This is a genomic window from Paenibacillus sp. 2TAF8 (assembly GCF_052114825.1).
Taxonomy (GTDB): domain Bacteria; phylum Bacillota; class Bacilli; order Paenibacillales; family Paenibacillaceae; genus Paenibacillus.
In genome coordinates, this window is the sequence record NZ_JBFRFN010000019.1 from 19,779 (window position 1) to 44,647 (window position 24,869).

The 24,869-nt window shown below is 43.8% G+C and carries 24 protein-coding genes and 1 tRNA gene; 23 read left to right on the forward strand and 2 right to left on the reverse strand.

Annotated elements, in window-relative coordinates; translation table 11 throughout:
- Positions 1-43 precede the first annotated feature (43 nt).
- The 8 genes from mnmE to AB4Z30_RS22860 all read left to right on the forward strand — a co-directional run bounded on the left by mnmE (position 44) and on the right by AB4Z30_RS22860 (position 9,502).
- Complete coding sequence (gene mnmE / locus AB4Z30_RS22825; RefSeq protein ID WP_441929753.1) at positions 44-1,420, forward strand: tRNA uridine-5-carboxymethylaminomethyl(34) synthesis GTPase MnmE; 1,377 nt, start codon at positions 44-46, stop codon at positions 1,418-1,420.
- A gap of 144 nt (positions 1,421-1,564) precedes the next feature.
- On the forward strand, positions 1,565-3,454 hold the full coding sequence (mnmG, locus tag AB4Z30_RS22830) for a tRNA uridine-5-carboxymethylaminomethyl(34) synthesis enzyme MnmG (protein ID WP_441929754.1): 1,890 nt from the start codon (positions 1,565-1,567) through the stop codon (positions 3,452-3,454).
- The gene (gene rsmG / locus AB4Z30_RS22835; RefSeq protein WP_441929755.1) at positions 3,454-4,176 is read left to right on the forward strand and encodes a 16S rRNA (guanine(527)-N(7))-methyltransferase RsmG; all 723 of its coding nucleotides are present in this window, start codon (positions 3,454-3,456) and stop codon (positions 4,174-4,176) included. The genes mnmG and rsmG overlap by 1 nt, the downstream gene beginning before the upstream one ends.
- 773 nt (positions 4,177-4,949) lie before the next feature.
- Complete coding sequence (noc, locus tag AB4Z30_RS22840; protein ID WP_441929756.1) at positions 4,950-5,768, forward strand: nucleoid occlusion protein; 819 nt, start codon at positions 4,950-4,952, stop codon at positions 5,766-5,768.
- Between the two features lie 192 nt (positions 5,769-5,960).
- Positions 5,961-6,722, forward strand: coding sequence for a ParA family protein (locus AB4Z30_RS22845; RefSeq protein WP_441929757.1), 762 nt, complete (start codon positions 5,961-5,963; stop codon positions 6,720-6,722).
- Entirely contained in the window at positions 6,715-7,560 is an 846-nt protein-coding gene (locus tag AB4Z30_RS22850) for a ParB/RepB/Spo0J family partition protein (protein WP_441929758.1), read from the forward strand. The genes AB4Z30_RS22845 and AB4Z30_RS22850 overlap by 8 nt, the downstream gene beginning before the upstream one ends.
- 140 nt (positions 7,561-7,700) lie before the next feature.
- Entirely contained in the window at positions 7,701-8,855 is a 1,155-nt protein-coding gene (locus AB4Z30_RS22855) for an aminotransferase class V-fold PLP-dependent enzyme (protein ID WP_441929759.1), read from the forward strand.
- Positions 8,856-9,001: 146 nt separating this feature from the next.
- The gene (locus AB4Z30_RS22860) at positions 9,002-9,502 is read left to right on the forward strand and encodes a DUF4446 family protein (RefSeq protein ID WP_441929760.1); all 501 of its coding nucleotides are present in this window, start codon (positions 9,002-9,004) and stop codon (positions 9,500-9,502) included.
- Here the strand turns inward: AB4Z30_RS22860 and yyaC are convergent.
- On the reverse strand, positions 9,477-10,082 hold the full coding sequence (yyaC, locus tag AB4Z30_RS22865) for a spore protease YyaC (protein ID WP_441929761.1): 606 nt from the start codon (positions 10,080-10,082) through the stop codon (positions 9,477-9,479). The two genes, AB4Z30_RS22860 and yyaC, sit on opposite strands and share 26 nt — an antisense overlap.
- 130 nt (positions 10,083-10,212) lie before the next feature.
- Between yyaC and AB4Z30_RS22870 the strand changes: the two genes are divergently transcribed.
- From AB4Z30_RS22870 to AB4Z30_RS22885, 4 genes are all read left to right on the forward strand, one after another.
- A complete protein-coding gene (locus tag AB4Z30_RS22870; RefSeq protein ID WP_441929819.1) occupies positions 10,213-10,464 on the forward strand; it encodes a DUF3343 domain-containing protein in 252 nt (83 codons plus the stop codon).
- Positions 10,465-10,478: 14 nt separating this feature from the next.
- Entirely contained in the window at positions 10,479-11,414 is a 936-nt protein-coding gene (locus tag AB4Z30_RS22875) for a mechanosensitive ion channel family protein (protein WP_441929762.1), read from the forward strand.
- Positions 11,404-11,613, forward strand: coding sequence for a DUF951 domain-containing protein (locus AB4Z30_RS22880; RefSeq protein ID WP_441929763.1), 210 nt, complete (start codon positions 11,404-11,406; stop codon positions 11,611-11,613). Before AB4Z30_RS22875 ends, AB4Z30_RS22880 begins: the two co-directional genes overlap by 11 nt.
- 152 nt (positions 11,614-11,765) lie before the next feature.
- Positions 11,766-11,856: transfer RNA gene (locus AB4Z30_RS22885), tRNA-Ser, on the forward strand.
- Between the two features lie 444 nt (positions 11,857-12,300).
- Here AB4Z30_RS22885 and AB4Z30_RS22890 read toward each other — a convergent pair.
- Positions 12,301-12,495, reverse strand: a complete 195-nt coding sequence (locus AB4Z30_RS22890; RefSeq protein ID WP_090923589.1) for a YjzC family protein — start codon at positions 12,493-12,495, stop codon at positions 12,301-12,303.
- 215 nt (positions 12,496-12,710) lie between these two features.
- Between AB4Z30_RS22890 and rpsF the strand changes: the two genes are divergently transcribed.
- From rpsF to AB4Z30_RS22945, 11 genes are all read left to right on the forward strand, one after another.
- Positions 12,711-13,004, forward strand: coding sequence for a 30S ribosomal protein S6 (gene rpsF / locus AB4Z30_RS22895; RefSeq protein ID WP_434748659.1), 294 nt, complete (start codon positions 12,711-12,713; stop codon positions 13,002-13,004).
- A gap of 51 nt (positions 13,005-13,055) precedes the next feature.
- Positions 13,056-13,541: a single-stranded DNA-binding protein gene (gene ssb / locus AB4Z30_RS22900; protein WP_441929764.1), complete on the forward strand. Its 486-nt coding sequence runs from the start codon at positions 13,056-13,058 to the stop codon at positions 13,539-13,541.
- Positions 13,542-13,598: 57 nt separating this feature from the next.
- The gene (gene rpsR, locus AB4Z30_RS22905; RefSeq protein WP_090923587.1) at positions 13,599-13,868 is read left to right on the forward strand and encodes a 30S ribosomal protein S18; all 270 of its coding nucleotides are present in this window, start codon (positions 13,599-13,601) and stop codon (positions 13,866-13,868) included.
- A 250-nt stretch (positions 13,869-14,118) separates the two neighbouring features.
- Complete coding sequence (locus AB4Z30_RS22910; protein ID WP_441929765.1) at positions 14,119-14,712, forward strand: M15 family metallopeptidase; 594 nt, start codon at positions 14,119-14,121, stop codon at positions 14,710-14,712.
- Positions 14,713-15,453: 741 nt separating this feature from the next.
- Positions 15,454-16,452: an ABC transporter ATP-binding protein gene (locus tag AB4Z30_RS22915; RefSeq protein WP_441929766.1), complete on the forward strand. Its 999-nt coding sequence runs from the start codon at positions 15,454-15,456 to the stop codon at positions 16,450-16,452.
- Positions 16,453-16,456: 4 nt separating this feature from the next.
- A complete protein-coding gene (locus AB4Z30_RS22920) occupies positions 16,457-17,389 on the forward strand; it encodes an ABC transporter ATP-binding protein (protein ID WP_441929767.1) in 933 nt (310 codons plus the stop codon).
- Positions 17,390-17,396: 7 nt separating this feature from the next.
- Positions 17,397-18,359: an oligopeptide ABC transporter permease gene (opp4B, locus tag AB4Z30_RS22925; protein WP_441929768.1), complete on the forward strand. Its 963-nt coding sequence runs from the start codon at positions 17,397-17,399 to the stop codon at positions 18,357-18,359.
- 28 nt (positions 18,360-18,387) lie between these two features.
- Positions 18,388-19,293, forward strand: coding sequence for an ABC transporter permease (locus AB4Z30_RS22930; protein ID WP_441929769.1), 906 nt, complete (start codon positions 18,388-18,390; stop codon positions 19,291-19,293).
- A 20-nt stretch (positions 19,294-19,313) separates the two neighbouring features.
- Positions 19,314-21,140: an oligopeptide ABC transporter substrate-binding protein gene (locus tag AB4Z30_RS22935; RefSeq protein ID WP_441929770.1), complete on the forward strand. Its 1,827-nt coding sequence runs from the start codon at positions 19,314-19,316 to the stop codon at positions 21,138-21,140.
- A 221-nt stretch (positions 21,141-21,361) separates the two neighbouring features.
- Positions 21,362-22,258 (forward strand): D-alanyl-D-alanine carboxypeptidase family protein, encoded by an 897-nt coding sequence (locus AB4Z30_RS22940; RefSeq protein WP_441929771.1) that lies wholly within the window; start codon positions 21,362-21,364, stop codon positions 22,256-22,258.
- A 112-nt stretch (positions 22,259-22,370) separates the two neighbouring features.
- Complete coding sequence (locus tag AB4Z30_RS22945) at positions 22,371-24,797, forward strand: S9 family peptidase (RefSeq protein ID WP_441929772.1); 2,427 nt, start codon at positions 22,371-22,373, stop codon at positions 24,795-24,797.
- The last annotated feature ends 72 nt before the right edge of the window (positions 24,798-24,869 follow it).

The following is a 24,869-nucleotide window of genomic DNA, read 5'->3' on the forward strand; positions in this document are numbered from 1 at the left end:
GGTTGGATGACAACTTCAATATAGAGAGTAGGGAGAGATCACAATGATTAGCGATACGATTACAGCCATATCCACGGCGGTTGGTGAAGGCGGCATTGCGGTTATTCGTGTCAGTGGGCCGGATGCGGTGACCGAAACGGAGAAGATTTTTCGCAGCAAAACGCCTCTAACCCAGGCATTATCCCATACGGTTCATTATGGTCATATTATAGATCCTAATAGTGGCGAAAAAGTAGAAGAGGTATTGGTCACGGTAATGCTTGCACCTCGTTCATTCACTACAGAGGATGTAGTTGAGATTAGTGCACATGGTGGTGTCGTGTCCGTTAAACGGGTGATGGATCTGCTATTGCAGCTCAATATTCGTTTGGCTGAACCGGGAGAATTTACGAAGCGGGCTTTCCTCAATGGGCGAATCGATTTGTCCCAAGCGGAAGGAGTCATGGATCTGATTCGTTCGAAATCTGATCGTGCATTCTCGGTAGCACTGAAGCAGGTAGAAGGTAAATTGTCCTCCAAGCTACGTGATTTGAGATATACGTTGGTAGAGACGCTGGCTCATATTGAAGTGAATATCGATTACCCTGAACATGATGTAGAATCATTAACGTCCGACTTCATTAAAGAAAAATCCAGTGAAGTTATGACTGAAATCGACAAATTACTGGCTACAGCGGAACAAGGAAAAATATTACGTGAAGGTATTACGACAGCGATCGTCGGAAGGCCTAATGTGGGTAAATCTTCATTAATGAATACGTTAGCTCAGGATAACCGGGCAATCGTTACCGATATTCCAGGAACGACACGCGATGTCATTGAAGAGTTCATCACAATAAACAATATTCCTTTGAAACTGCTCGATACAGCCGGTATTCGGGAAACGATGGACGTGGTTGAGAAGATCGGGGTGGAGCGCTCGCGTTCCGCTGTGAATGACGCAGATCTGATTCTGATGGTTGTGAATGCTGCTGAGCCACTTCATCAAGATGAGATTGAATTGCTGGAACAAATCCGCGGTAGACAATCAATTATCATTATGAATAAAATGGACTTAACGCCACAGGTAGACCGTGACGTGCTGCTCCGATATATTCCCGAGGAGCGGCTTGTGCCAATGTCGGTGAAGGATGATCAGGGTGTTGATCGATTGGAAGATGCTATCTCCACATTGTTCTTCAGTGGAAAGCTGGAATCTGCAGATTTGACCTATGTCAGCAATGTTCGTCATATTGCCTTGCTCAAAAAGGCGAGACAATCACTGGTAGATGCGTATGAGGCTGCGGATCAATTTGTTCCGATTGATATGATCCAGATCGATGTTCGTTTGGCGTGGGAACAGCTCGGAGAGATCGTGGGAGATACAGCACATGACGCATTAATAGATCAGATTTTCTCCCAGTTCTGTCTAGGAAAGTAAATCATTATCCCGTTTCTTTCATTGAAATGGTTGTGTATGATGGGAAGGTACAATTTCTGCCCGTTGTCAAAGGATGGAATGATGTTGTTGCCAGGAAGTGTTGGTTTGATATAGATGATAGAAGCAAAATAAGGAGGTAATAACATGGCTTTTGATGGCGGCCGTTATGATGTCATTGTCGTTGGAGCAGGACATGCCGGGGTAGAGTCAGCTCTTGCGGCAGCTCGAATGGGCTCCAAAACATTGATGATTACGATCAACCTCGACATGGTGGCTTTTATGCCTTGTAACCCATCGATTGGGGGACCGGCAAAAGGACACGTCGTGCGGGAAATTGATGCACTTGGCGGGGAAATGGGACGGAATATTGACAAAACCTTTATCCAGATGCGGATGCTTAATACAGGTAAAGGACCTGCAGTTCATGCGCTACGAGCGCAAGCGGATAAATTCTCTTATCAGCACACAATGAAGGAAACGATGGAGAAAGAACCTAATCTGACCATGCGTCAGGGTATGGTGGATCGTCTGATTGTTGAGGACGGTCAGTGTGTCGGAGTTGTCACCCAAACAGGTACAGAATATCGTGCCAAAGCTGTAGTGCTGACAACAGGCACATATCTGCGCGGTAAAGTCATTATGGGCGAGTTGATGTACGAGAGCGGACCCAACAATCAACAGCCATCCTTGAAGTTGTCGGAGCATTTGCGTGAGCTGGGCTTCGAGCTGGTACGTTTCAAAACAGGTACACCACCACGTGTGCATAAGGATACGATTGATTTTAGCAAAACCGAAATTCAGCCTGGTGATGATGAGCCGAAGTTCTTTTCTTATGAGACAAAATCATCTACTAACGAGCAGTTGCCTTGCTGGCTGACATACACATCTGTAGAGACACATCAAATTATTAATGATAATCTGCATCGTGCACCGATGTTCTCTGGCGTAATTGAGGGAACAGGGCCGCGTTACTGCCCATCCATTGAGGATAAAATCGTACGCTTTAGCGATAAGCCGAAGCATCAAATTTTCCTGGAGCCGGAGGGTAAAAATACATCTGAGTATTACGTACAAGGTCTATCTACAAGTTTGCCAGAGGATGTACAACTGGCTGTTCTTCGTTCAATTCCAGGTATGGAAAAAGTGGAAATGATGCGTAACGGTTACGCCATTGAATACGATGCGATGGTACCAACGCAATTGTGGCCATCTCTGGAAACAAAACGTCTGCCAGGACTGTTCACAGCCGGTCAGATCAATGGTACATCCGGGTATGAGGAAGCTGCTGGACAAGGGGTCATGGCTGGTATCAATGCAGCACGTAAAGTGCAGGGCAAAGAAGCTATTGTGCTTGATCGTTCCCAAGGTTACATTGGAGTACTCATCGATGATCTCGTTACCAAAGGTACCAATGAGCCTTACCGTTTGCTGACATCTCGTGCTGAATATCGTTTGCTGCTCCGTCATGACAATGCAGATATGCGTCTTACGGAGATTGGTCATGACATTGGACTGATAACCGAGGATCGGTATGCATCTTTCCTGGATAAAAAGGCGAAAGTCGAGCAGGAGATTGCACGTTTGAAAGATGCCAAGGTACGCCCTGTTGAAGTTAATGCCAAACTGGAAGAGATTGGTTCTACGCCAATCCAGGATGGAAGCACATTACTGAACCTGATGCGTCGTCCGGAGATTGGCTATGACTGGATTGAGCAAGTTTCTCCTTCCGAGGTGGAATTGACCGCTGATATGAAGGAACAAGTTGAAATTCAAATTAAATATGCGGGTTATATTGAGAAGCAATTGATCCATGTGGAACGTTTGCTGAAAATGGAGAAAAAGAAAATTCCAGACACGATCGTATATGATGAGATTCATGGTCTTGCGATGGAAGCCAAGCAGAAACTGGCGAAAATCCGCCCAATCTCCATTGGTCAGGCGTCTCGTATTGCGGGTGTAACGCCTGCTGATATCTCCATCTTGCTTGTCTACCTGGAGCATTATAACCGCGTTACCGCAGCAAGGGGACAATAATGGACGATATTCAACAGCAGTTGCAGCTGCGCTTGAAAGAGCACGGTTTAGAAGTAGGAGAACTTCAGCTGGAACAATTCGAACTATATTATAAAGAACTTGTATCCTGGAATGAAAAAATGAATCTGACCGGTATCACAGATCGGGAGCAAGTGTATACGAAACACTTCTATGATTCAGTATCGCTAGCATTTTATACGGATATGACCAAAGTAAATAAATTGGCTGACATCGGATCAGGAGCAGGATTTCCGGGGCTGCCACTGAAGATTTGTTTCCCCCATATCCAGCTTACGATTATTGACTCGTTAAATAAAAGGATTGGTTTCTTGCAGCATGTAGTCGATACACTTGGTCTTGAGCAGGTAGAACTGATTCATGGTCGTGCTGAAGAGCTGGGGCGCAAAGAAGGATATCGAGACAGCTATGATCTGGTTACTGCCCGTGCAGTAGCCAAGCTGGCGGTACTGAATGAGTTCTGCCTTCCTTTTGTACGTAAAAGCGGAATGTTCGCTGCGATGAAGGGCGGGGACCCACGGGTTGAGATGAAGGAAGCAGAGTTTAGTTTTAATCAGTTAAAAGGACGGGTGAAAGCTGTTCATCCATTCCAACTACCGGTGGAGGAATCGGAACGTCATATCATTTTGATTCAAAAATTTGATAAGACACCACATAAGTATCCTCGTAAACCAGGAACACCACTTAAAACTCCACTCGTGTAGTATTAGGGCATAAAGATAAAACAAAATAACATGTTGAATATAGAACAGCAATATACAAAGAGGATGTTTCACGTGAAACATCCTCTTTGATTTTTTTTATTTTTGCTCCAGCAGCATCGATGTAGTTGAGATTAAATCAGAATTTAGATGATTTATATGATGCGTTAGCTAATAAAGTAAATTACTGCGTTGTTCAAATGGTTGAACAGAGAGGTTAGAAAAAACCTGAAAAGCGAACCAAAAAGCTTTCTGAGAAGGAAGCTGTATCGGAAGCCTAGGCATTTCGTTATCACCGAATTTGTCCTTTGGAAAGGGAATCAAATAAATCAAGGAAAAACAGCGATTAGAATTTCTTCTGATATCAAATCGTTCCGTGTAAAAACCTTTAGTTCAACTGATATGCAATCAGAATCATTTTTTCTGTGAATGCTCTTTGCAAATAATAGAGTGTAGGGTTGGTATGATGCTTTATTCTTTCTAATTTTCCCGATCAATGTGAAAGAAAAGCAGGAAAATTTGCTGTCTTTAAAGAATAGGTAAACATAGGATTATGGTGAAAAAGATGATAGAATAGAAGTATCGGATTCTGCGCAAACAGTGATCATAGATTAGTTCATATTAATAGATAGTGAAGTATTTGTTGCTGCTACGCAGCAAGTCATACGAATGGCATAACTTATTTCAGGAACGATGGAAGTGTTGTCTCGCTTATGGAATAAGAAGCACCTGCTGATATGTGGGAGCTATTACGAAACTAGGTGGTAATCTACGGAATGAAAGAACAATTTTCGAAGTTGTTTGGTTTGGCGGAACGCAATAACGGAGATGAGATTAAACAGGTCCCGGTTAATGAAATTGTGAGCAGTCCATATCAACCCCGTACTATTTTTGATGATGATAAGATTGACGAGTTGTTGCAAACGATCAAAACACATGGTGTCATCCAACCCATTGTTGTTCGTGTTCGGAATGGATCATATGAGATTATTGCTGGGGAACGCCGCTGGCGTGCTGTTCGCAAACTGGGCCTTGAACACATTCCGGCCATCGTGCGCGAATTCAACGATTCTCAAGCAGCATCCATTGCTTTGATTGAGAACTTGCAGCGTGAAGGTTTAACCTCCATCGAGGAAGCGGTTGCTTACCAAAAGTTGATTGATCTGCATCAATTGACACAGGAGAGTCTTGCTCAACGACTTGGCAAAAGTCAGTCTACTATTGCCAATAAAATTCGGTTGTTACAACTTCCTGATGGTGTGAAGACAGCTTTGATGGAGCGGAAGATATCTGAACGCCATGCAAGAGCTTTGTTATCTTTGGATACGGAAGAGCTACAGTTGAAATTGCTGGGCGAGATTATCGACAAGGGATTGAATGTGAAGCAGACGGAAGTACGTGTTGCTTTTTATAAGGAAGCTAATAAAATCAAAAAGTCCAAACGTATATCCTTTACCAAAGATGTAAGGCTGGCACTGAACACGATTCGTCAGTCCATCGATATGGTAACAGGTTCGGGTATGGATATTAAAACAAAAGAAGCTGATCATGAGGATCATTACGAAATCGTTATTCATATTCCAAAACGCAAATAATTGAAGCTTAAGGCGGCAATGGCCGCTTTTTCTGTCTATACAGTCAGTTTTGTCATGTGACGTGAAGGGAACAAATCGTTTTGCTAAGGAAACGGTAGTTGTTGTTCGTGTGGACGGATGGTCGCCTGCTTAGTATTAACTGTAACTCACAACCTACAAGAAAAGACTCCTAATTTATTTGAGGTGAAGGTATTGTCTAAGATTATGGCCGTAGCAAATCAAAAGGGCGGTGTGGGGAAAACAACGACATCCGTTAACTTGGGTGCAGGACTTGCTTCACTCGGGAAAAAGGTACTGCTTGTCGATATTGACCCCCAAGGGAATACAACGAGTGGAGTCGGGATTAATAAAGCAGATGTGGCGAATTGTATATATGATGTTCTTATTAATGATGTGCCTCCCCAAGAAGCGATTGCAGAGACACAGATTGAAGGACTTCATATCATACCTGCAACGATCCAACTTGCCGGAGCCGAGATCGAATTGGTATCCACCATATCACGAGAAGTTCGCCTGAAAAAGGCACTTGCACTCGTTAGAAATAATTATGATTATATTCTGATTGATTGTCCGCCATCGCTCGGTATGTTGACAATCAACTCACTGACTGCCTCTGATTCCGTGATTATTCCGATTCAATGTGAGTATTATGCATTGGAGGGGTTAAGCCAATTGCTGAATACAGTCCGACTCGTACAAAAACATCTGAATACCTCGCTTCAGATTGAAGGTGTGTTACTGACGATGTTTGATGCTCGGACGAATCTCGGCATCCAGGTTATCGAAGAAGTGAAGAAGTATTTTCAGCAAAAAGTGTATCAGACCATTATTCCGCGTAATGTTCGGCTTAGTGAGGCACCTTCTCACGGGCAATCCATTATTACGTATGATCCCCGTTCCCGAGGAGCGGAAGTGTACTTAGAGCTCGCAAAGGAAGTGATTTCTTATGAGTAAGCGGCTTGGAAAAGGACTAGATGCCCTCATTCCTTCGCTTTCAATTAATGACGACGATAAAGTCGTAGAAATCCCGATTAGCCAACTGCGGGCTAACCCTTATCAGCCGCGTAAAGCATTTGATGAGGAAGCAATACATGAACTGGCGGAATCAATCCGGCAGCATGGTGTGATTCAACCCATTATCGTTCGTCCTGTACTTCGGGGATATGAGATTATTGCAGGCGAGCGCAGGTTCAGGGCATCACAGTATTGCGGTAACGCTACCGTTCCGGCTGTTGTTCGTACATTCAATGATCAACAGGTGATGGAAATTGCCTTAATCGAGAACCTGCAGCGTGAAAATCTGAATGCAATGGAAGTGGCAGTAGCCTATCAGGGCTTAATGGATCAATTCTCATTGACTCAGGAAGAGCTGTCTGTAAAGGTAGGCAAATCACGTTCCCATATAGCTAACTTCTTGCGACTGTTGGCTTTACCAGATGAAGTGAAAGATTATGTTTCACGTGGAACATTATCGATGGGGCATGCTAGAGCCATCGTGGGTGTGAAAGATGAAGTTCTGGTCAAGCAACTTGCTAAACAATCTATTGAACAGCAATGGAGTGTCCGTGAGCTGGAGGAAGCGGTTCAACAACTGGATCGTTCCAAAACAGGTGAGAAGGCTAAAACGAAGCTTAAAAAGAAAGATCCTTTTATCGACACCTTGGAGGAATCACTGCGGGAACGGTTCAAAACGACAGTGAAAATCAAACATGGCCAGAAAGATAAAGGAAAAATAGAGCTCAACTACTACAGCAAACAGGATCTTGAACGTTTATTAGAACTGTTGCAATAACACCTCGGATGGATCATTACAACATGCAGAGCTACTCATGTCATGACATATCGCCTCTGTGTCCTGGAGAAACGATATGTCATTCTTTGTTTGTTGGGCAAAACCTGCAATTATTCCTTATAAGCAGAGGTGGTAAGAAGATGGAGAAACTAATCTATCTGGATCATGCAGCAACGTCTTGGCCTAAACCACCTGCTGTTGGTGAGGCGATGATGAATGCCCTTGAATTAGCCGGTGCTAACCCGGGTAGGGGGAGTCATCGTATGGCTGTGCAAGCTAGCAGGGTTTTGTTTGAAACGAGAAAAGGGTTAGCAACTCTGTTTGGTATTAAGAATCCAAATGATATTGTATTTGGCTCCAATACGACCGAAGCCCTTAACCTTGCAATTCAAGGAGTTCTCCGAGACGGTGATCACGTCATAGCCACAATGGCTGAGCATAATTCAGTTCGACGTCCCTTGGAATTCCTTCGTAGACAGGGGGGGATTGAGGTTGATTATGTGCCTGTTACTTCTTCCGGGATTATGGATTTGGAAAAGATGGAGCAGATGTTTCGGGAAAATACCCGTTTGATTGTGTGCACACACAGCTCTAATCTATTGGGCAGTATTATGCCAATTGAAGAAATTGCACAACTATGCCGAAAATATCAAGCTCTATTACTGGTAGACGCTGCGCAGAGCGCCGGAGTCATGCCAGTTGATGTAGGGCGACTAGGCATTGATCTGCTTGCTTTTCCAGGCCACAAGGGTTTACTGGGCCCACAAGGCACGGGGGGACTGTACATTGCTCCTGAGCTTGATGTGCAGCCCCTGCTTCATGGAGGCACTGGCAGCCAATCCGAAGCTGTTGAGCAGCCTAAAGTGCGTCCAGATCGATATGAAGCAGGCACTCCTAATACGATAGGGATTGCTGGATTGGGAGCAGGGGTGAAACATGTACTCGCTATGACACCGACTATAATCTACAAGCATGAATGGGAACTCTCACAGCATATGATGGACGGGCTATCATCCATTAAGGGCATTCAAATGTTGGGTCCAGACATTGGACAACCACGAACAGGATTAGTATCCTTTATAATTGAGGGATATGATTCAGCTCAGTTGGCATTTCAGTTGGATCGGAACTATGGTATTGCTGTCCGCTCGGGCTTCCACTGTACTCCACTTGCACATGAAGCTGCTGGTACAACGGCTACCGGAGCCGTTAGAGCAAGCGTTGGATACAATTCTACCCATGAAGAGGTCGATGAACTTATTCGGGCTATTACTGAGTTGACAGTAAAGAAGTAGGGAGTAACAAAAAGTCTTCAACGTCTGTTATTTAAAATGGAAATATATGATTAATTCCTTGAATAACGGGTTGATTTATAATAGAAGCTAAGGACTACGGACAGACGTGAATCTGATCAAAAACATAGAGGGGTAGTTGCACTTACATGGCTGAATTAAATGAGCTGATTCTGGAACAGCTGTTGTGGATTATTGGCGGATTGGCATTGCTTACGGTGATTTTGCTGATCGTGAGTATTGCTCAAGGGGCAAAGTTACGGAAGTTTAAACGTAAATACGAAGCCATGATGGCTGGCAGTGGTGTGGAGGATCTGGAGTCTCTGTTGATCAATCTGAAGATTCAGATGGACAGTATAGAGGACGAACACAAGCTGCAAACGAATCAGTTGCAAACAGCATTGCAGAAGCTGGCTCGTATTCAGGGCAAGGTCGGCGTGAAAAGATACAACGCTTATGGAGAGCGGGGTAGCGACTTGAGCTTTTCGATAGCCATGATTAATGAAAGTCAGGACGGTATGGTTCTTACGGGATTATTCAATCGTGATGGTTCATATGTATATGCGAAACCTCTAAAAGGGGGAGAGTCGACGTATACACTTTCCCCAGAGGAGAAGGAAGCTATTACTCTGGCACAGCAAGCAGAGTAGAGCGAGTATGCCATTCCCGAATGGCCGAATACAGACTACTTGCTATAATTTCAGACATCCGCATAACGAGACTAAGCCGTGTGTTCTGAAGCACAAAGTATTCCATAAAACCGCCGACGTTAACGATACCTGTCAGATGGATATCGCCGACCGGCGGTAATTCTTTATTCACCCCTGCGCCAGGCTTAAGCGGGCCGTTAACCACCTGAATGCAACCAACACTTGCGGATTGACCGAGACAGGCATCAATACCTATCACATATGGATTGTGATGGGTGTTGTAAATGTTGTGGAGCGTATCTTGTAGATTTACAGCGTGAACGGGCTCATCCAATGTGCCGTACAGATGGAATAGGGGGCTGTCCCATTTGGCGAGTGACGTACCTACCAGCGGTCCAAGACAGTCACCTGTAGAGCGGTCTGTACCGATGCAGACGATCACTACATTTTGCAGGGAATGAGCTTTGTAGAGATGGAACATTAAACGATGTACAATGGCGGAGTGTACGCCTGGATCAGTATGAGGAACTTTCAAACTGGTCATATCTTGTGACGAAAAGGAACGCGAAGTAGGATTCATAGGATCTATCCTTTCCCTTGGAATAGTAGTATCAGTATATGGAAAGGTAGAGTGTTTTATACTTCGCGAGGACAGGCTTTTTTGCCTGAGAGCCGCTGATGGGTGAAAGGAGCAGGACATGGACGAATGGATGGACAATTGGATGCTGATTGCTTTTGATTCAACACAGCAGGCACTGCGTGCGGAGATGCTGCTGGAGTTTGCGGAGATCGAAATCGATCTGTTTCCAACACCTAAGGAGATTACGGCGGGATGTGCACTGTGCATTCAGTTTCCGAAAGAGGATCTGATGCGAGTACAAAAAATTATTCGTGATGAGTTTGTCGAGATTCGTGGCCTCTATTTCAAAACCGAAGACAGCTATGATAACATACCGATGTAGAGGAGTGATCAGACATGATGTCATTTTATTTTGCGCAGGGAAATGATTCTCCTGAACAGGTAGTGACTAATGCCATTCGCTGGACGGATCAAGTTTGGGCTAAAATTTCGGATACGGATATGTGGCTTAACATCATGTTCAGTTCAATTCGCATCCTCATTATTTTCATTATCACACGTATTGTAATTAAAGTGGTGTCCAGGGTTATTGATCGTTCGATGGCACGGAAGCAGGAAGGCAAAATACGTGTGAATCCGCGAAGATTTATAACGATTGGTGAGTTGTTGAAAAATGCGACGTCGATAACATGTAATTTTATTATGATTCTGTTACTGTTATCGGAGATCAATGTTCAGGTTGGTCCACTGCTGGCCAGTGCCGGGGTCTTGGGACTCGCGATTGGTTTTGGCGCACAGGGATTGGTGAAGGATGTTATCACGGGATTTTTCATTATATTAGAGGATCAGTTCGCTGTAGGAGACGTGATTCAGACAGGGACGTTTAAAGGAACGGTTGAGGTTATCGGTCTACGAACAACCAAACTGGTAAGCTGGCAAGGGGAAGTACACATCATTCCGAATGGTACGATTGCAAGTGTGACTAACTATTCGATGTCCAATTCGCTCGCTGTAGTGGATATCCCGATGAAGGCTGATCTGACACTGGATGAGTCCGTACATTTGGTGAAGCAATCACTCGCAGGCATTGAAGAACGAGATCTGAATATTGTGAAGGTGCCGGATGTGCTAGGTATCCAGTCGATGTCCACTTCTGATTATGTCATACGTGTTGTAGCAGAGTGTATGCCGAACTCCCGTTCTTCGGTCGAGCGCCAAATCCAGGGAGATGTAAAGAAAATACTCGAGTACCATGAGAGAAGCAAATTGGCTGCATTAGAGCAGGCGGCTGCGATGGATAATGATGAGGGAGATGGTGCAGGTGGAGCGTAAAAGTTTCCAGCTTGGGGATATCGTGCAGATGAAAAAGCAGCATCCCTGTGGCAGCAATGAGATGGAGATCATTCGTATGGGGATGGATATCCGGATCAAGTGTGTTGGCTGTAAGCATAGCGTGCTGATTCCCAGGGCCAAGTTCGAAAAGAATATGAAGAAAGTGCTTCGTTCAGCGGAAGAGGATGCGGAGTCTTGAGGATAAGGTAGAAGAGGAGAACAAATACCTGGTTTTAGCGCATAATTTATCCAGATAGGTGCGATGAAATGTACTGGAGAAATAGCGTTTACATGCAGGCAGCGACAGGTATTGCTTTCCTTCTACAGGCGTGATATAATCAATTTTGCTGCGGAAAGGTACCCAAGAGGCCCAAGGGGGCTGACTCGAAATCAGCTAGGCGTGTCACAGCGTGCGTGGGTTCGAATCCCACCCTTTCCGCCACTTCAATCTTTATTGTTCAGTGAAAGATGTAATGTACATAGCTCCATGGAATGGAGTTTATATAAAGAGTGCTTAAGGGGCTTTCCAATTGGAAAGTCCTTTTTCATGCTTAATTTACTCATATGCATGTTACGAAAATGGTCATCTAAAGTAAACAAAAAACAAAGAAATAAAGAGCCCCGAAGGGCTCTTTATCCGGCGGAGCATGTTTAGTTAGATCACAATCATCAGTCGTAACGACAGAAACGCTGGCTGTACTGCTTGCAGCAATACCCGTGCTTCAGAAAAAGGTCTTACACACCCACAAGCTTCTTATATTACGTGATGCATCCCCAACAGCGAAAAATCGGCTTCGTTGTCCAACGGAACCACACCTCTCTCGTGCACCGCCTGATTGTATTATGTGCTAACTAACGTTTTATATACGCGGTATTGAAAAATTATTTAGTGGACGCGTGCTTTGGTAAGCTTTTTCCACTTGCGGTTGTGATTGCTCGTTTCCGGAAAGGCTTCGCCTTTTTTCAAGGTTACTCGCTTGGGATCATTAATCTCCGTGTGAAAACTTTTTTCTCCCACCTCAGTATACTCTCCATCGTTTGGCGCTTTGTCTCCCGGTTCAAACTCGGTTCTTTCGCCCATAATAAGCAGCCTCCTCCACAGAATGAGATCATTGTTACTTCTATAGTCTGTTCCAGCGGAGGTCTATTCATGTTAGAGATTATGTACCAATATGCACAGGGAACGTTTGCTTGCATTTCGTCAGCGTATTTGTTATATTAATATAGTTCGAGTTTGTGCTCGTTCCTTGCTCTCAACCTGGATTGAGGGCCAGAGTCCATAAGGAGGTGAAAATTATGCGCAAATATGAAGTGATGTACATTATTCGTCCTGACGTTGAGCAAGAAGTTGTTCAAGCTACAGTCGATAAATTCCAAGGCATCATCTCCAACGGCGGTGGTGAGATTACAGCTCACGACGTTATGGGTAAACGCCGTCTTGCGTATGAGATCAAGAAATTCCGTGATGGTGTTTATGTTCTGGTACACTTCACTGCTGAACCAGCAGTAGTTACTGAGCTTGAGCGTCTCATGAAGATTTCTGACGAAGTAATTCGTTATCTCATTACCAACGACGTTAAGTCTGCCTAAGACGATAACTCGTGATTATCGCACCAATACGCTCAGAAGGAGGGGATTACATTGTTGAACCGTGTCATTCTGATCGGCCGGTTAACCCGGGATCCTGAGTTGCGTTACACTCCAGCAGGAGTAGCCGTGACACAATTTACTTTGGCCGTAGACAGACCGTTTACAAGCCAAGGAGGAGAGCGGGAAGCAGATTTTATTCCGGTCGTAACCTGGAGACAGCTTGCTGAGACTTGTGCAAACTATTTGCGTAAAGGTCGTCTGGCTGCAGTCGAAGGACGCATTCAAGTAAGGAACTACGAGAATAACGAAGGAAAGCGTGTATACGTGACCGAAGTCATTGCCGATAATGTTCGTTTCTTGGAGTCAGCTAACCGCGAAGGCGGTGGCGGCGGGGGACAACCTATGCGTGAAGAGCCTTCTTATGGAGGCGGTGGCGGACGTGCAAGCAATAATAATGCTTCGCGTAGCAACAATCAGGATCCTTTTTCCGATGACGGAAAACCGATTGATATATCGGATGATGATTTGCCATTTTAACGTGGGCCGATACTCCTTAGGAGATATGGGTTACATGATAGGAAAGGACTGAAAAGCATGGGCTTCAAGCAAAGAGAAGGCGGAGACGATAAAAGACCGGCGCGTCGTGGTGGTCGTAACAAACGTCGTAAAGTGTGCTTCTTCACAGCGAACAAAATTACTCACATCGATTATAAAGATACGGACTTGCTTCGTAAATTTATCAGCGAACGTGGAAAAATTTTGCCACGCCGTGTAACAGGTACTAGCGCTAAATATCAACGCATGCTGACGATTGCAATCAAACGCTCCCGTCAAATCGCATTGCTGCCATACACAACTGAGTAGTCTTTACTCAGTTTGCATACAAGAGCAGTCGGCTTATAGCCGGCTGCTTTTTTATTTTTTATATATGATACTACTCATGATAAAAAAATCTATGAAATTTAAAGGAAAATGAAAACGTATAATCATTAGTTTTGCAGAAGAAGCTTTCAAAGCTAAGATGAATTATAATAGAATGTAGTCTGCCATAGATGAGCCTATCCATATAGCGAAAAAAGTGGAGTTCATCAATAGATTAGATCTGGGAGAGTATATGAATTCATCACAACGTAAAGAAAGACAGCGAAGGAAGAAAAGCTTAAGAAACTGGATTATCGCAACGATGATCCTATCTGTTGTATATGTATGGCTGCAACAAAAGGGAGACTTGGGAGAGTTATGGCAAGAGGAGACAATCCCTGAGCCGTTACCAATTACAGGTTTGCACCCGGTTGTTGCTGAAAGTGAAGGCGTATTAGTCCGAATGGCTGCCAGACGCGGCATAAAAGTTGTGATTACACACGGATACCGAAGTGAGGCGGAACAGGATGCTCTGTTTGCTCAAGGACGATCGTCCTCTGGTAATATTGTTACGAATGCACGAGGTGGAGAATCTTATCATAATTATGGACTTGCCATTGATTTTGCATTGAGGACTCCGGGCGGAGAGATTGTATGGGATATGGAGCGAGATGATAATGGCAATGGTAAAGCAGACTGGATGGAAGTTGTTGATTTAGCGAAAGAACTGGGCTTTACTTGGGGTGGAGACTGGACTAATTTTCCGGACTATCCGCATTTGCAGATGGATTTTGGTTTGAGCATTCGTGACTTAAAGCGTGGTAAAAGACCACCGGTTGAACCATAAAAATGAATAGTATATATGCATATTTATGAATAATTATTAGAAAAGTCCTGCAACAAGCAGGACTTTTTTCTTTCTTTTGTAAAATAAATGTTCAAAAGTGACAATTAACTCTTTACAGCAACAATTAAATAAAACTATACTATAATAACTAGATTTTTACGCATACCTTACAAACCTTGAATAACTGTATATAAATTAGTCTAGTATGACTTTTTATATATATAAATTTTAAACGACATAATCCCCGTAAATATGACACGATATTCACATCAACTAACTCTTTCTCACGTTAATTTTTATTGGAATTACACTTCGTGTAATAGACATGTTATATATGATTATATAATTATCAATACAAAATACCTCTTATAACTGTGAAACATACCCTAATAACCTTACGTTTTACGCAAAAACCTTAGTAAGTATAGCTTTTAAACATAACTATTACCCAGAACTGTAGTTTAGTAAACATTTATTCCAAAAATCTCAAAATAATGATTGACGTTAACTAAAATTACACGTATGATTACAGTAATTATTTGTATGTATAATTCCTGTAGGAATTATCAACATTAATTGACCAATGGTTTAAATTGAAGACTATAATCTTGATTCTGTTAACGATAAGGTATGTTGTATACACTTTTGTTCAATTTATTGAAGAACATGGAAATATACAGTGGATGCATTCTTCTACTTACGAATACAGTCTGCGGAAATAACGGGGTTAGGGTGATTGATTTGAATAATGAGCTATTGGAAGTCAGAGACTTAACGACATCATTCAGAATTGAAGATAATTATTATGCAGCAGTTGATCACGTTAATCTTAAGGTTAAGAAGAATGAAGTATTGGCAATTGTGGGCGAATCAGGATCAGGTAAAAGTGCATTTGCATTTTCTCTAATGGGATTGCATAACAAAGCCAAAATCGAAGGCCAGATTCTCTACAAAGGGCAAGATATCGCGAACATCTCCCCTAACAAATTAAACAAACTACGCGGAAAAGAAATGGGCATGATTTTTCAGGATCCACTATCCGCACTTAACCCTCTAATGATCATAGGTGAACAGATCGAAGAGATTCTTACACTTCATCAACCGAGGCTGTCCTCCAAAGAAAAGAGAGACAAGGTTATTCACTTATTGAACCAGGTAGGGATTCCACGTCCCGAACAAATATATAAGCAATATCCCCACGAATTATCTGGTGGCATGAGACAGAGAATTGTCATCGCGATTGCGATTGCTAACAAACCAGAACTATTAATTGCTGATGAACCAACGACAGCACTTGATGTTACCATCCAGCTGCAGATCCTGGAGCTAATCCGGGACCTGAAGAAAGAGATTAATGCAGGTATTATCTTGATTACACACGATTTAGGTGTAGTGGCTGAGATGGCTGATCGCGTAGCTGTTATGTATGCAGGTGAAATTGTTGAAATTGCAGATATCGTCACGTTGATGAGCAATGCAAAGCATCCGTATACACGTTCATTGCTGAATTCCATTCCCACTCTCAGTGAAGAAAAATCTAAATTACATGTCATTCAAGGCATTGTGCCTTCTCTTAAAAATCTTCCTCGGCAGGGGTGCCGATTCAAGGCTCGTATTCCATGGATCAGTGACTCAGCTCATGAAGATAACCCGCAGATGCATGAAATTGCACCAGGACACTTCGTAAGGTGTACCTGCTATCAGCACTTTCATTTCCCTGATCAAGCGGAGGAGGAATAACATAATGGCACTACTTGAAGTAGAAGGACTCAAAATACACTTTCCGATTCGCGGAGGATTACTGAAACGGGAGATTGGCAGTGTCAAGGCTGTTGACGATGTCAGCTTCTCCATTGAAGAAGGCCAGACTTACGGACTTGTTGGAGAATCCGGTTCGGGCAAGACAACAACAGGCAGAGCTGTGATTGGTCTGAATCATGTGACCGATGGCAAAATTTTATTTAATGGCAGGGATTTGACCAAAGAACGACGCAAAGATCGCCAGCTTCAGCGAGATGTACAGATGATTTTCCAAGATCCGTACTCCTCTCTTAATCCGAAGAAGCGCGTTATGGACATCATTGCTGAGCCTCTCCGAAACTATGAGCGACTAACGGCAACAGAAGAGAAGAGGCAGGTTGGTAACTTGCTAGAGAAGGTAGGATTAAGTCCAGAGTCTATCTACAAGTATCCACATGAATTTTCGGGGGGACAGCGCCAACGGATTGGAATTGCTCGTGCGATTGCACTCAAGCCAAAACTGATCATCGCTGATGAACCTGTATCTGCACTTGATGTGTCTGTACAAGCCCAAGTGCTCAACTTCATGCAGGAGATCCAGAAGGAACTGAATCTGACTTATTTGTTTATTAGCCATGATCTGGGCATTATTCGCCATATGTGCGACCAGATCGGAATTATGTATAAAGGTCGATATGTGGAACAAGGGACAACAAACGATATTTTTGAAAATCCCCAGCATATCTATACTAAACGTCTTATTGCAGCGATTCCGGATATGGACCCGACCAAACGTGAGGAAATGATAGCTTTCCGACAGCAGATCAAATCCGAGTATGAGAACTCATACCGCAATTTCTTCGATGAGGAAGGGCTTGCTTATTCGCTCCAATCTATTTCCGATACTCACCGGGTAGCTTTACCTCAGAAAGGTTGAAAGCCATATGTGGAAAACTATTGTACGCCGAATATTTATAATGATTCCTCAAGTTATTTTGCTCAGTATTCTGGTCTTCCTGATGGCCAAAGCCATGCCAGGTGACGCGTTGACGGGACTGCTTGATCCAAGTATTGATCCCAAAGCGCTGGAAGAGCAGCGTGAACGACTGGGGCTGAACAATCCATGGTACATACAGTATTGGGACTGGATCAGACATGCTGCTATGGGTGATTTCGGACAATCCTTCCGTTTCAAAATGCCAGTAACAGACCTTATTGGTCAACGAATTGCCAATACATTCTGGCTTGCTTTAGCAACACTCATCCTTACGTATCTTATTGCTATCCCACTCGGTATTATCAGTGGTCGTTATAACGACACTTGGTCTGACCGTTTAATTACAGGATATACGTACCTGGGTTTTGCAGCACCGCTGTTTATTTTCGCTCTGGTCATGGTCTGGATTTTTGGTTTCCGTTTTGGCTGGTTCCCGACCGGGGGAAGTGTAGCACCAGGGCTTACGCCAGGAACATTCGAATATGTCATAAGCAAGATTCAGCATTTGCTTCTGCCAGCCTTATCGATGGCTTTAATCTCCACCGTATCCACGGTACAGTATTTACGCAGTGAGATTATTGATATCAAACACAAAGAATTTGTACTCACGGCGAGAGCCAAAGGTGCTTCGGAATCCCGGATCTACAACAGACATATTTTGCGAAACTCCCTGTTGCCGATTGCTGCATTTTTCGGGTATGAGATTACGGGGCTGATCGGCGGAACCATCTTTATTGAAAGTATATTCAGCTATCCAGGTATGGGACAGTTGTTCCTAAATTCCATCTCATTACGGGATTTCAGTGTAGTCACAGCGCTCGTATTACTATACGGAATTGCTACGATTTTAGGCTCACTGCTGTCTGATATTATTCTGGGATTGGTCGATCCGCGTATTCGCATTAAGTAAGAACTTGAAGATTTCGGGGTGAAAACAGATGAGCAAGGCCAATGATGTTGTTGTAACTTCACAGAAAGTTGATAAAAGTCCTTCCAGCTTAAGTATCTTATGGCGAGAACTGGCCAGGGACAAAGTAGCCCTCGTTTCGCTCATATTTCTGGGGCTTGTCATCCTTCTTGTATATGGAACCTCTATGATTCTAAATCAGGACGACATTGTTAAAGTCGACTTGTTTGCACTGTATGAGCCGCCATCGGCACAATACTGGCTGGGAACAGACTATGGTGGACGAGATGTATTTGGTCAGCTTGTAATTGGGACGAGAAACTCGTTAACCATCGGTATTCTGGTTACTATAATGACTGGATTCATCGGTATTCTGGTTGGTGTACTTTCGGGATATTTCGGCGGCATGATCGATAATATGTTCATGCGTGTGGTGGACTTTTTCATGATCCTGCCTTTCCTAATGATGGTTATCGCATTTGTAACAGCTGTACCGAAATACAATATCATTTCATTCTCACTCATTATGACCGCCTTCCTATGGATGGGAATCGCCAGATTGATTCGATCCAAGGCACTTCAGGAGGGTGAACTCGAGTATATTAAAGCATCCAAAACACTTGGATCTTCTCACTTTAAAATTATTGTATCGCAGCTTCTTCCCAACCTGAGTTCAATTATCATCGTTACGATGACATTGAACCTCGCAGCCAATATTGGGCTTGAATCCGGGCTGTCTTTCTTGGGATTTGGTTTTCCGGAAAGTACACCAAGTCTGGGGACACTCGTAAGTTATGCACGCAATCCGCAAACCCTGGAATACAGATGGTGGATATGGCTACCTGCATCACTGCTGATCCTGGTATTGATGTTGAGTATAAATAATGTCGGACAGGCCTTGAAACGTGCGACGGATGCAAGACAAAGAAGAGGTTAAAAAAAAGGGAGGAAAGGTTCATGAAAAAGGGATTATTTTCACGAGGACTATTTTTCACGATGATGCTGGTCTTTGTATTGGCGCTTGCGGCGTGCTCCGAGAAAGAGGCAGCTGATCCTGCACCGGGAGCAAAAACAGAAGAAGGAAAAACAGAGGAGAAATCCGCAAAAGAAGAGGGCGTTTACTCCATAGAAGATTTCAGCAATGTCAAAAAGAATGAAGGTACAGCTATTGAAGGTGGATCACTTACCTTTGGTCTCGTATCGGATACTGCTTTCGAAGGAACATTGAACTACAACTTCTACTCTGGTAACCCGGATGTACAAGTTCTGCAATGGTTTGACGAACCTTTGCTGACTTGGGACAAAGACTATGTCTACACCAATGATGGTGCAGCAACATATGAAACTTCTGAAGATGGAAAAACGTTTACACTCACAATTCGTGACAATGTAAACTGGCATGATGGCAAGCCGGTAACGGCTGAAGATTTGCAGTTTGCTTATGAAGTTATTGGTAGCAAAGGCTATGATGGTCCGCGTTATGATTCCAAGTTCACGAGTGTTGTTGGTATGGAAGAGTTTCATGCTGGAAAAGCAAAAACAATCTCAGGAATTAAAGTGTTGAGTGATAAAAAAATCAGTATTACCTATAAAGAGTCAACGCCATCCCTGCTGACAGGCGGCGTATGGACATATCCATTGGCGAAACATATCTTTGGTGGCATGGATGTAGCGAAAATGTCTTCTTCCAAAGAAGTACGTGAAAAGCCAATCGGTTTTGGTCCGTTTAAAGTAGAGACCATTACTCCAGGTGAGTCTGTAACGTATGTTAAAAACGATGACTACTGGCGTGGAGCACCGAAACTGGATAAAGTGACACTGAAAGTAATCAACCCGACAACGGTTGTTCAAGAGCTGAAATCTGGCGGAGTAGATCTGGTAGATGCCTTCCCGACAGATCAGTATAAAGATAATGCTAACCTCTCCAATGTAGAATTCCTGGGTGCAATTGACCGTGCGTATACGTACATCGGCTTCAAGCTGGGAACGTGGGACGCTGAAAACAATAAAGTTAAATCCAATCCTGACGCAAAAATGGGCGATAAAAACCTGCGTAAAGCAATGTGGATGGCTGTAGATAATGACCAAGTAGGTAAACGTTTCTACAACGGTCTTCGCTGGAATGCAACAACATTGATTCCACCTTCTCACCCTGAATTCCATGATTCCAACAATCCAGGTGTGAAGTATGATCCGGAAGCTGCAAAGAAATTGCTTGACGAAGCTGGCTACAAACTGGACGGAGAATTCCGTACGAAGCCAGACGGTTCACCACTTGAGATCAATTTTATTTCCATGACAGGTGGCGACACTGCTGAGCCGCTCGCACGTTACTATGTTCAATCTTGGGCAGCGATCGGTCTGAAAGTAAACTTGGAAATGATCGAGTTTAACAACTTCTATGACCGTGTAGGTAACACAGGTAAAGATGATCCAAATGTAGATGTGTATCAAGCGGCTTGGGGTGTTGGTATTGACGTAGACCCATCAGGTCTGTATGGACGTGATGCACTCTATAACTTCCCGCGTTTCTCCAGTGAAGAGAATGACAAATTGCTGGCACGTGGTGTCTCTGCTGAAGCGTTTGATGTAGAGAAACGTAAAGAGATCTATAATGAATGGCAACAATACATGGTGGATGAAGTTCCAGTATTCCCAACGTTGTATCGTGCCGTGGTAGCTCCTGTTAACAAACGTGTAATGAATTATGCGATTGGTGATGGAACAGGCGTCTACCTGAACGATCTGGCTGTAAATGCAGATAAACCAGTGGTTGCTCAGTAATCAATAAATTTCTTCATCTGACTTATGTTAAAGTGCCTTCCATTCAAAAAAAGGTTACTTTAAATGATGAACTAAACATGGATTTCAACACTCTGATATGGGGTGTATGGAGTCCATGTTTTTTTTGTAACCAAAAAATAAAAAAAAATTAATTTTTTCTCAAAAAAGTGCAGACAAAATGCCTCTTCGCTACGTCTATATAAGTAAGAGGTGATGAATCGATGAAAATATGGTGGAAACGGGCAGGAATGCTATTCACTTTATTAATAATAATATATTTGGGAGTAAAACCGGACATGCTGGTTGGTAAACCAGGCATTAAAGCGGAATCGGCCGTTTTGATGGATATGAATTCGGAACAGGTACTCATGGAGTATAACGGCTCTGAGGAGATTGCTCCTGCAGGTGTCAGCAAGTTAATGACCGAGTTACTGGTGATGGAAGCGGCGATGAAAGGTGATATTCGTTGGGATGACCCAGTGAATGTAAGCCTGTATGCCAGCTCTGTTGGGGGCAATCAACTTGCGCTCAAACAGGGGGACCGATTCACTGTTCAGGAGCTATTCCAGGTGGTGGCAGTATACTCTGCCAATGATGCTGCAATTGCTTTGGCAGAGCACATTAGCGGTTCAGAGCATCAATTTGTTCAACGGATGAATCAGAAGGCAGCTGAGATAGGCTTGTCGGGGGATACTTATTTCACTAACTCCACAGGTCTAAGCGAGACTCTGCTCGGTCCTAACCGCCCGCAGGATATCCAGGGACAAACATTGATGACAGCAATGGATGCTTGCAAGCTTGCGAGATATTTGCTCAACCATCACCCCGAGATTCTTAAAATCTCCAATCTAATGCAAGTATCCTTGCACCAGAAAGGCATCTATATGAGCAATACAAACTGGATGTTGTCTTCAATTGGCGGTCCTTATGCATATGATGGCAATGACGGGTTAAAGACCGGATATGATGAGGATAGCGGTTATCACTTCGTTGGAACAGCTGAGCGGGATGGCAAGCGGCTAATTTCAGTTGTATTTGGGACAGATACACGGGAAGGCCGTTTCATTGAAACACGCAAGCTGATGAATTATGGATTTTCAAACACAAAAGTAAATTAAACATACTACCCGTGTCAAGGAGAGTTGCCGCTGTTACTATATGGATAATCATAGTAAAATAGGATATGTATAGATCGATTATCTTTTAATTCACTTATAAGGAGGAAAACATTTGAACTCGATTAGCAAAAAAGTGTATGCACTTACGCTGTCTATGGCCATGTCGATTGCCTTAATTCAGCCTGCCGTACAGGCGGCCGAAGCAGTCAAACCTACGGCAGCTGTCTCGGAATCGATTGTTTCCAAGGCAACACAGACCCTGCAACAACTGGGATACATAGACGGTACCACGGACGGAGTGAAAGAAGCAGCAACACCTATTACTCGTGCAGAGGCTGCAATTATTTTGCAACGTGTGCTTGAACTGGATGCTCCGGCAACCCTTACAGGCTTTGCAGACATTTCGCCGGATGATACTGCTGCACCAGCCATCTATGCGTTGAAACAAGGTGGACTCATTCAAGGTAAAGCTAAAGGTTATGCACCAGATGCTCCGCTCACACGTGCTCAGATGGCCTCTTTGTTTACACGTGCATTTGAACTGAAAGATAACGGGATCCAGGTAGTTTATAGTGATGCCGACCAAATCCCGGCTGTACATGCGAATGATGCTGTTCGAGTTAAACAACATTTCATTATCGAAGGTAGTGCATTTCATGCGAAACAAGCAGTGACGCATGGGGAATTTGCGAGCGCGCTGTATCTTGCGCTGGGGCTTGATGTGAAGAAAGCAGGGCTCACACCGCTTGAGGACTTCTTCAAACAGCCAGCTCAGGCAGGTTTCCAAATGTCCCCAGATGGCAAACATTTGGCTTACATGGAGCCGTGGAACGATCGAATGAACATCGTGGTTACGGCAAATGGTCAAGATAAGCCTGTACGTATTACAAGTGAAACGGATCGGAGTATTGCGGGGTTTGCATGGGCAACCAATGACAAACTGCTGTATTTCAAGGATGCGGCCGGAGATGAGAACTATCACCTGTATGTTACAGATATCGATGGCAAAAAAAGCAAAGATCTGACGCCATATCCAAACACAAGAGCTGTGCTCGTCGATTCTTTGGAGAATATTCCAGATGAGATTTTGGTGAGCATGAATAAACGTGACCCGAAAATTTTTGACGTATACCGTATCAATATCAAAACAGGTGAAGCGGTGCTTGCTGCCGAGAATCCGGGTAATATTACAGGCTGGATGACAGACCATGAAGGGAAAATCAGAGTGGCCGTATCCAGTGATGGCAATGTATCTTCCTTGATGTACCGTGAGGCCGAGAATCAGCCGTTCCAGCCACTGATCACAACGGATCTGGGAGATACTTTTGCTCCATTCATGTTTACTAGCGACAACAAAAACATGTATGCTGTCTCTAATCTGGAGCAAGACAAGATGGCTATTGTGGAGTACAATCCAGCAACCAAAAAGGTGATCAAAACTCTTTTTGAAAACAAGGATGTGGATGTCAGCAATGTTATTCCTTCCAAAGAAAAAGGAAAGATACTCGCAGTAGTCTATGAGACAGACAAGGTCAACTATGAGTATTTTGACAACGAATTCAAGACACTAATGCAAGATATCAAAGCCGAGGTACCTGGTAAAGAGGTTAGCATTGTAAGCACAAGTGATAATGGGCAGGTACTCTTTATGGCTTACAGTGACAAAGCGATGGGCACGTATTATTTCTACGATTCAAAAACAGGCAAGCTCGATAAGCTGGCCGATACGGCTCCATGGATTGACGAGACCAAAATGGCAGATATGAAACCAATTACATTCAAGTCTCGTGATGGTCTGGACATTCAGGGGTATCTAACGCTACCACAAGGTGCCAAAGCTTCTGAACTTCCACTGGTTGTTCTTCCGCATGGTGGACCGTGGGCTCGCGATTCATGGGGATATATCCCAGACGTTCAGTTTCTGGCGAGTCGTGGATATGCTGTACTGCAAGTGAATTTCCGAGGATCAACAGGTTACGGCAAGAAGTTCCTGGAGGCTGGTAATAAACAGTGGGGTAAAGCGATGCAGGATGATCTCACGGATGGTGTAAACTGGCTGGTGAAAGAAGGTACAGTTGATCCGAAGCGAGTAGCGATCTATGGTGGTTCGTATGGAGGTTATGCAGCCCTGGCTGGGCTAGCCTTCACGCCTGACGTATATGCTGCCGGGATTAGCTATGTAGGTCCATCCAACATCTTTACATTGCTCGACTCACTGCCGCCTTATTGGGAATCGATGCGCACTCTGTTTTATGAGCGTGTAGGTGATCCCGTGAAAGACAAAGAGCTGCTTACCGCAATCTCACCACTCTTCCATGTCGATCAGATGAAAGCACCATTATTGGTTGTTCAGGGTGCCAATGATCCGCGTGTCAAACAGGCAGAGTCTGATCAGATTGTCGAAGCGTTGCGTAAACGTGGAGTAGATGTACCTTATATGTTGAAAATGAATGAAGGTCATGGCTTCGCCAATGTGGAGAACCGACTGGATCTCTACCGCGCTATGGAGAAGTTCCTGAACCGTCATTTAATGAAGTAATTAGAGCTGAGGTTGTTCTCTGATTCCCTAGGGGATTGGAGCACAACCTCTTTTTTCGGATCAGCAGACAGA

Excerpts from the sequence above, each read along its gene's own strand:
- mnmE (WP_441929753.1), top strand. The coding sequence starts at position 44 with ATGATTAGCGATACGATTACAGCCATATCCACGGCGGTTGGTGAAGGC.
- mnmG (WP_441929754.1), top strand. The coding sequence starts at position 1,565 with ATGGCTTTTGATGGCGGCCGTTATGATGTCATTGTCGTTGGAGCAGGA.
- rsmG (WP_441929755.1), top strand. The coding sequence starts at position 3,454 with ATGGACGATATTCAACAGCAGTTGCAGCTGCGCTTGAAAGAGCACGGT.
- noc (WP_441929756.1), top strand. The coding sequence starts at position 4,950 with ATGAAAGAACAATTTTCGAAGTTGTTTGGTTTGGCGGAACGCAATAAC.
- AB4Z30_RS22850 (WP_441929758.1), top strand. The coding sequence starts at position 6,715 with ATGAGTAAGCGGCTTGGAAAAGGACTAGATGCCCTCATTCCTTCGCTT.
- AB4Z30_RS22855 (WP_441929759.1), top strand. The coding sequence starts at position 7,701 with ATGGAGAAACTAATCTATCTGGATCATGCAGCAACGTCTTGGCCTAAA.
- AB4Z30_RS22860 (WP_441929760.1), top strand. The coding sequence starts at position 9,002 with ATGGCTGAATTAAATGAGCTGATTCTGGAACAGCTGTTGTGGATTATT.
- yyaC (WP_441929761.1), bottom strand. The coding sequence starts at position 10,082 with ATGAATCCTACTTCGCGTTCCTTTTCGTCACAAGATATGACCAGTTTG.
- AB4Z30_RS22870 (WP_441929819.1), top strand. The coding sequence starts at position 10,213 with ATGGACAATTGGATGCTGATTGCTTTTGATTCAACACAGCAGGCACTG.
- AB4Z30_RS22875 (WP_441929762.1), top strand. The coding sequence starts at position 10,479 with ATGATGTCATTTTATTTTGCGCAGGGAAATGATTCTCCTGAACAGGTA.
- AB4Z30_RS22890 (WP_090923589.1), bottom strand. The coding sequence starts at position 12,495 with ATGGGCGAAAGAACCGAGTTTGAACCGGGAGACAAAGCGCCAAACGAT.
- rpsF (WP_434748659.1), top strand. The coding sequence starts at position 12,711 with ATGCGCAAATATGAAGTGATGTACATTATTCGTCCTGACGTTGAGCAA.
- rpsR (WP_090923587.1), top strand. The coding sequence starts at position 13,599 with ATGGGCTTCAAGCAAAGAGAAGGCGGAGACGATAAAAGACCGGCGCGT.
- AB4Z30_RS22910 (WP_441929765.1), top strand. The coding sequence starts at position 14,119 with ATGAATTCATCACAACGTAAAGAAAGACAGCGAAGGAAGAAAAGCTTA.
- AB4Z30_RS22920 (WP_441929767.1), top strand. The coding sequence starts at position 16,457 with ATGGCACTACTTGAAGTAGAAGGACTCAAAATACACTTTCCGATTCGC.
- opp4B (WP_441929768.1), top strand. The coding sequence starts at position 17,397 with ATGTGGAAAACTATTGTACGCCGAATATTTATAATGATTCCTCAAGTT.
- AB4Z30_RS22930 (WP_441929769.1), top strand. The coding sequence starts at position 18,388 with ATGAGCAAGGCCAATGATGTTGTTGTAACTTCACAGAAAGTTGATAAA.
- AB4Z30_RS22935 (WP_441929770.1), top strand. The coding sequence starts at position 19,314 with ATGAAAAAGGGATTATTTTCACGAGGACTATTTTTCACGATGATGCTG.
- AB4Z30_RS22940 (WP_441929771.1), top strand. The coding sequence starts at position 21,362 with ATGAAAATATGGTGGAAACGGGCAGGAATGCTATTCACTTTATTAATA.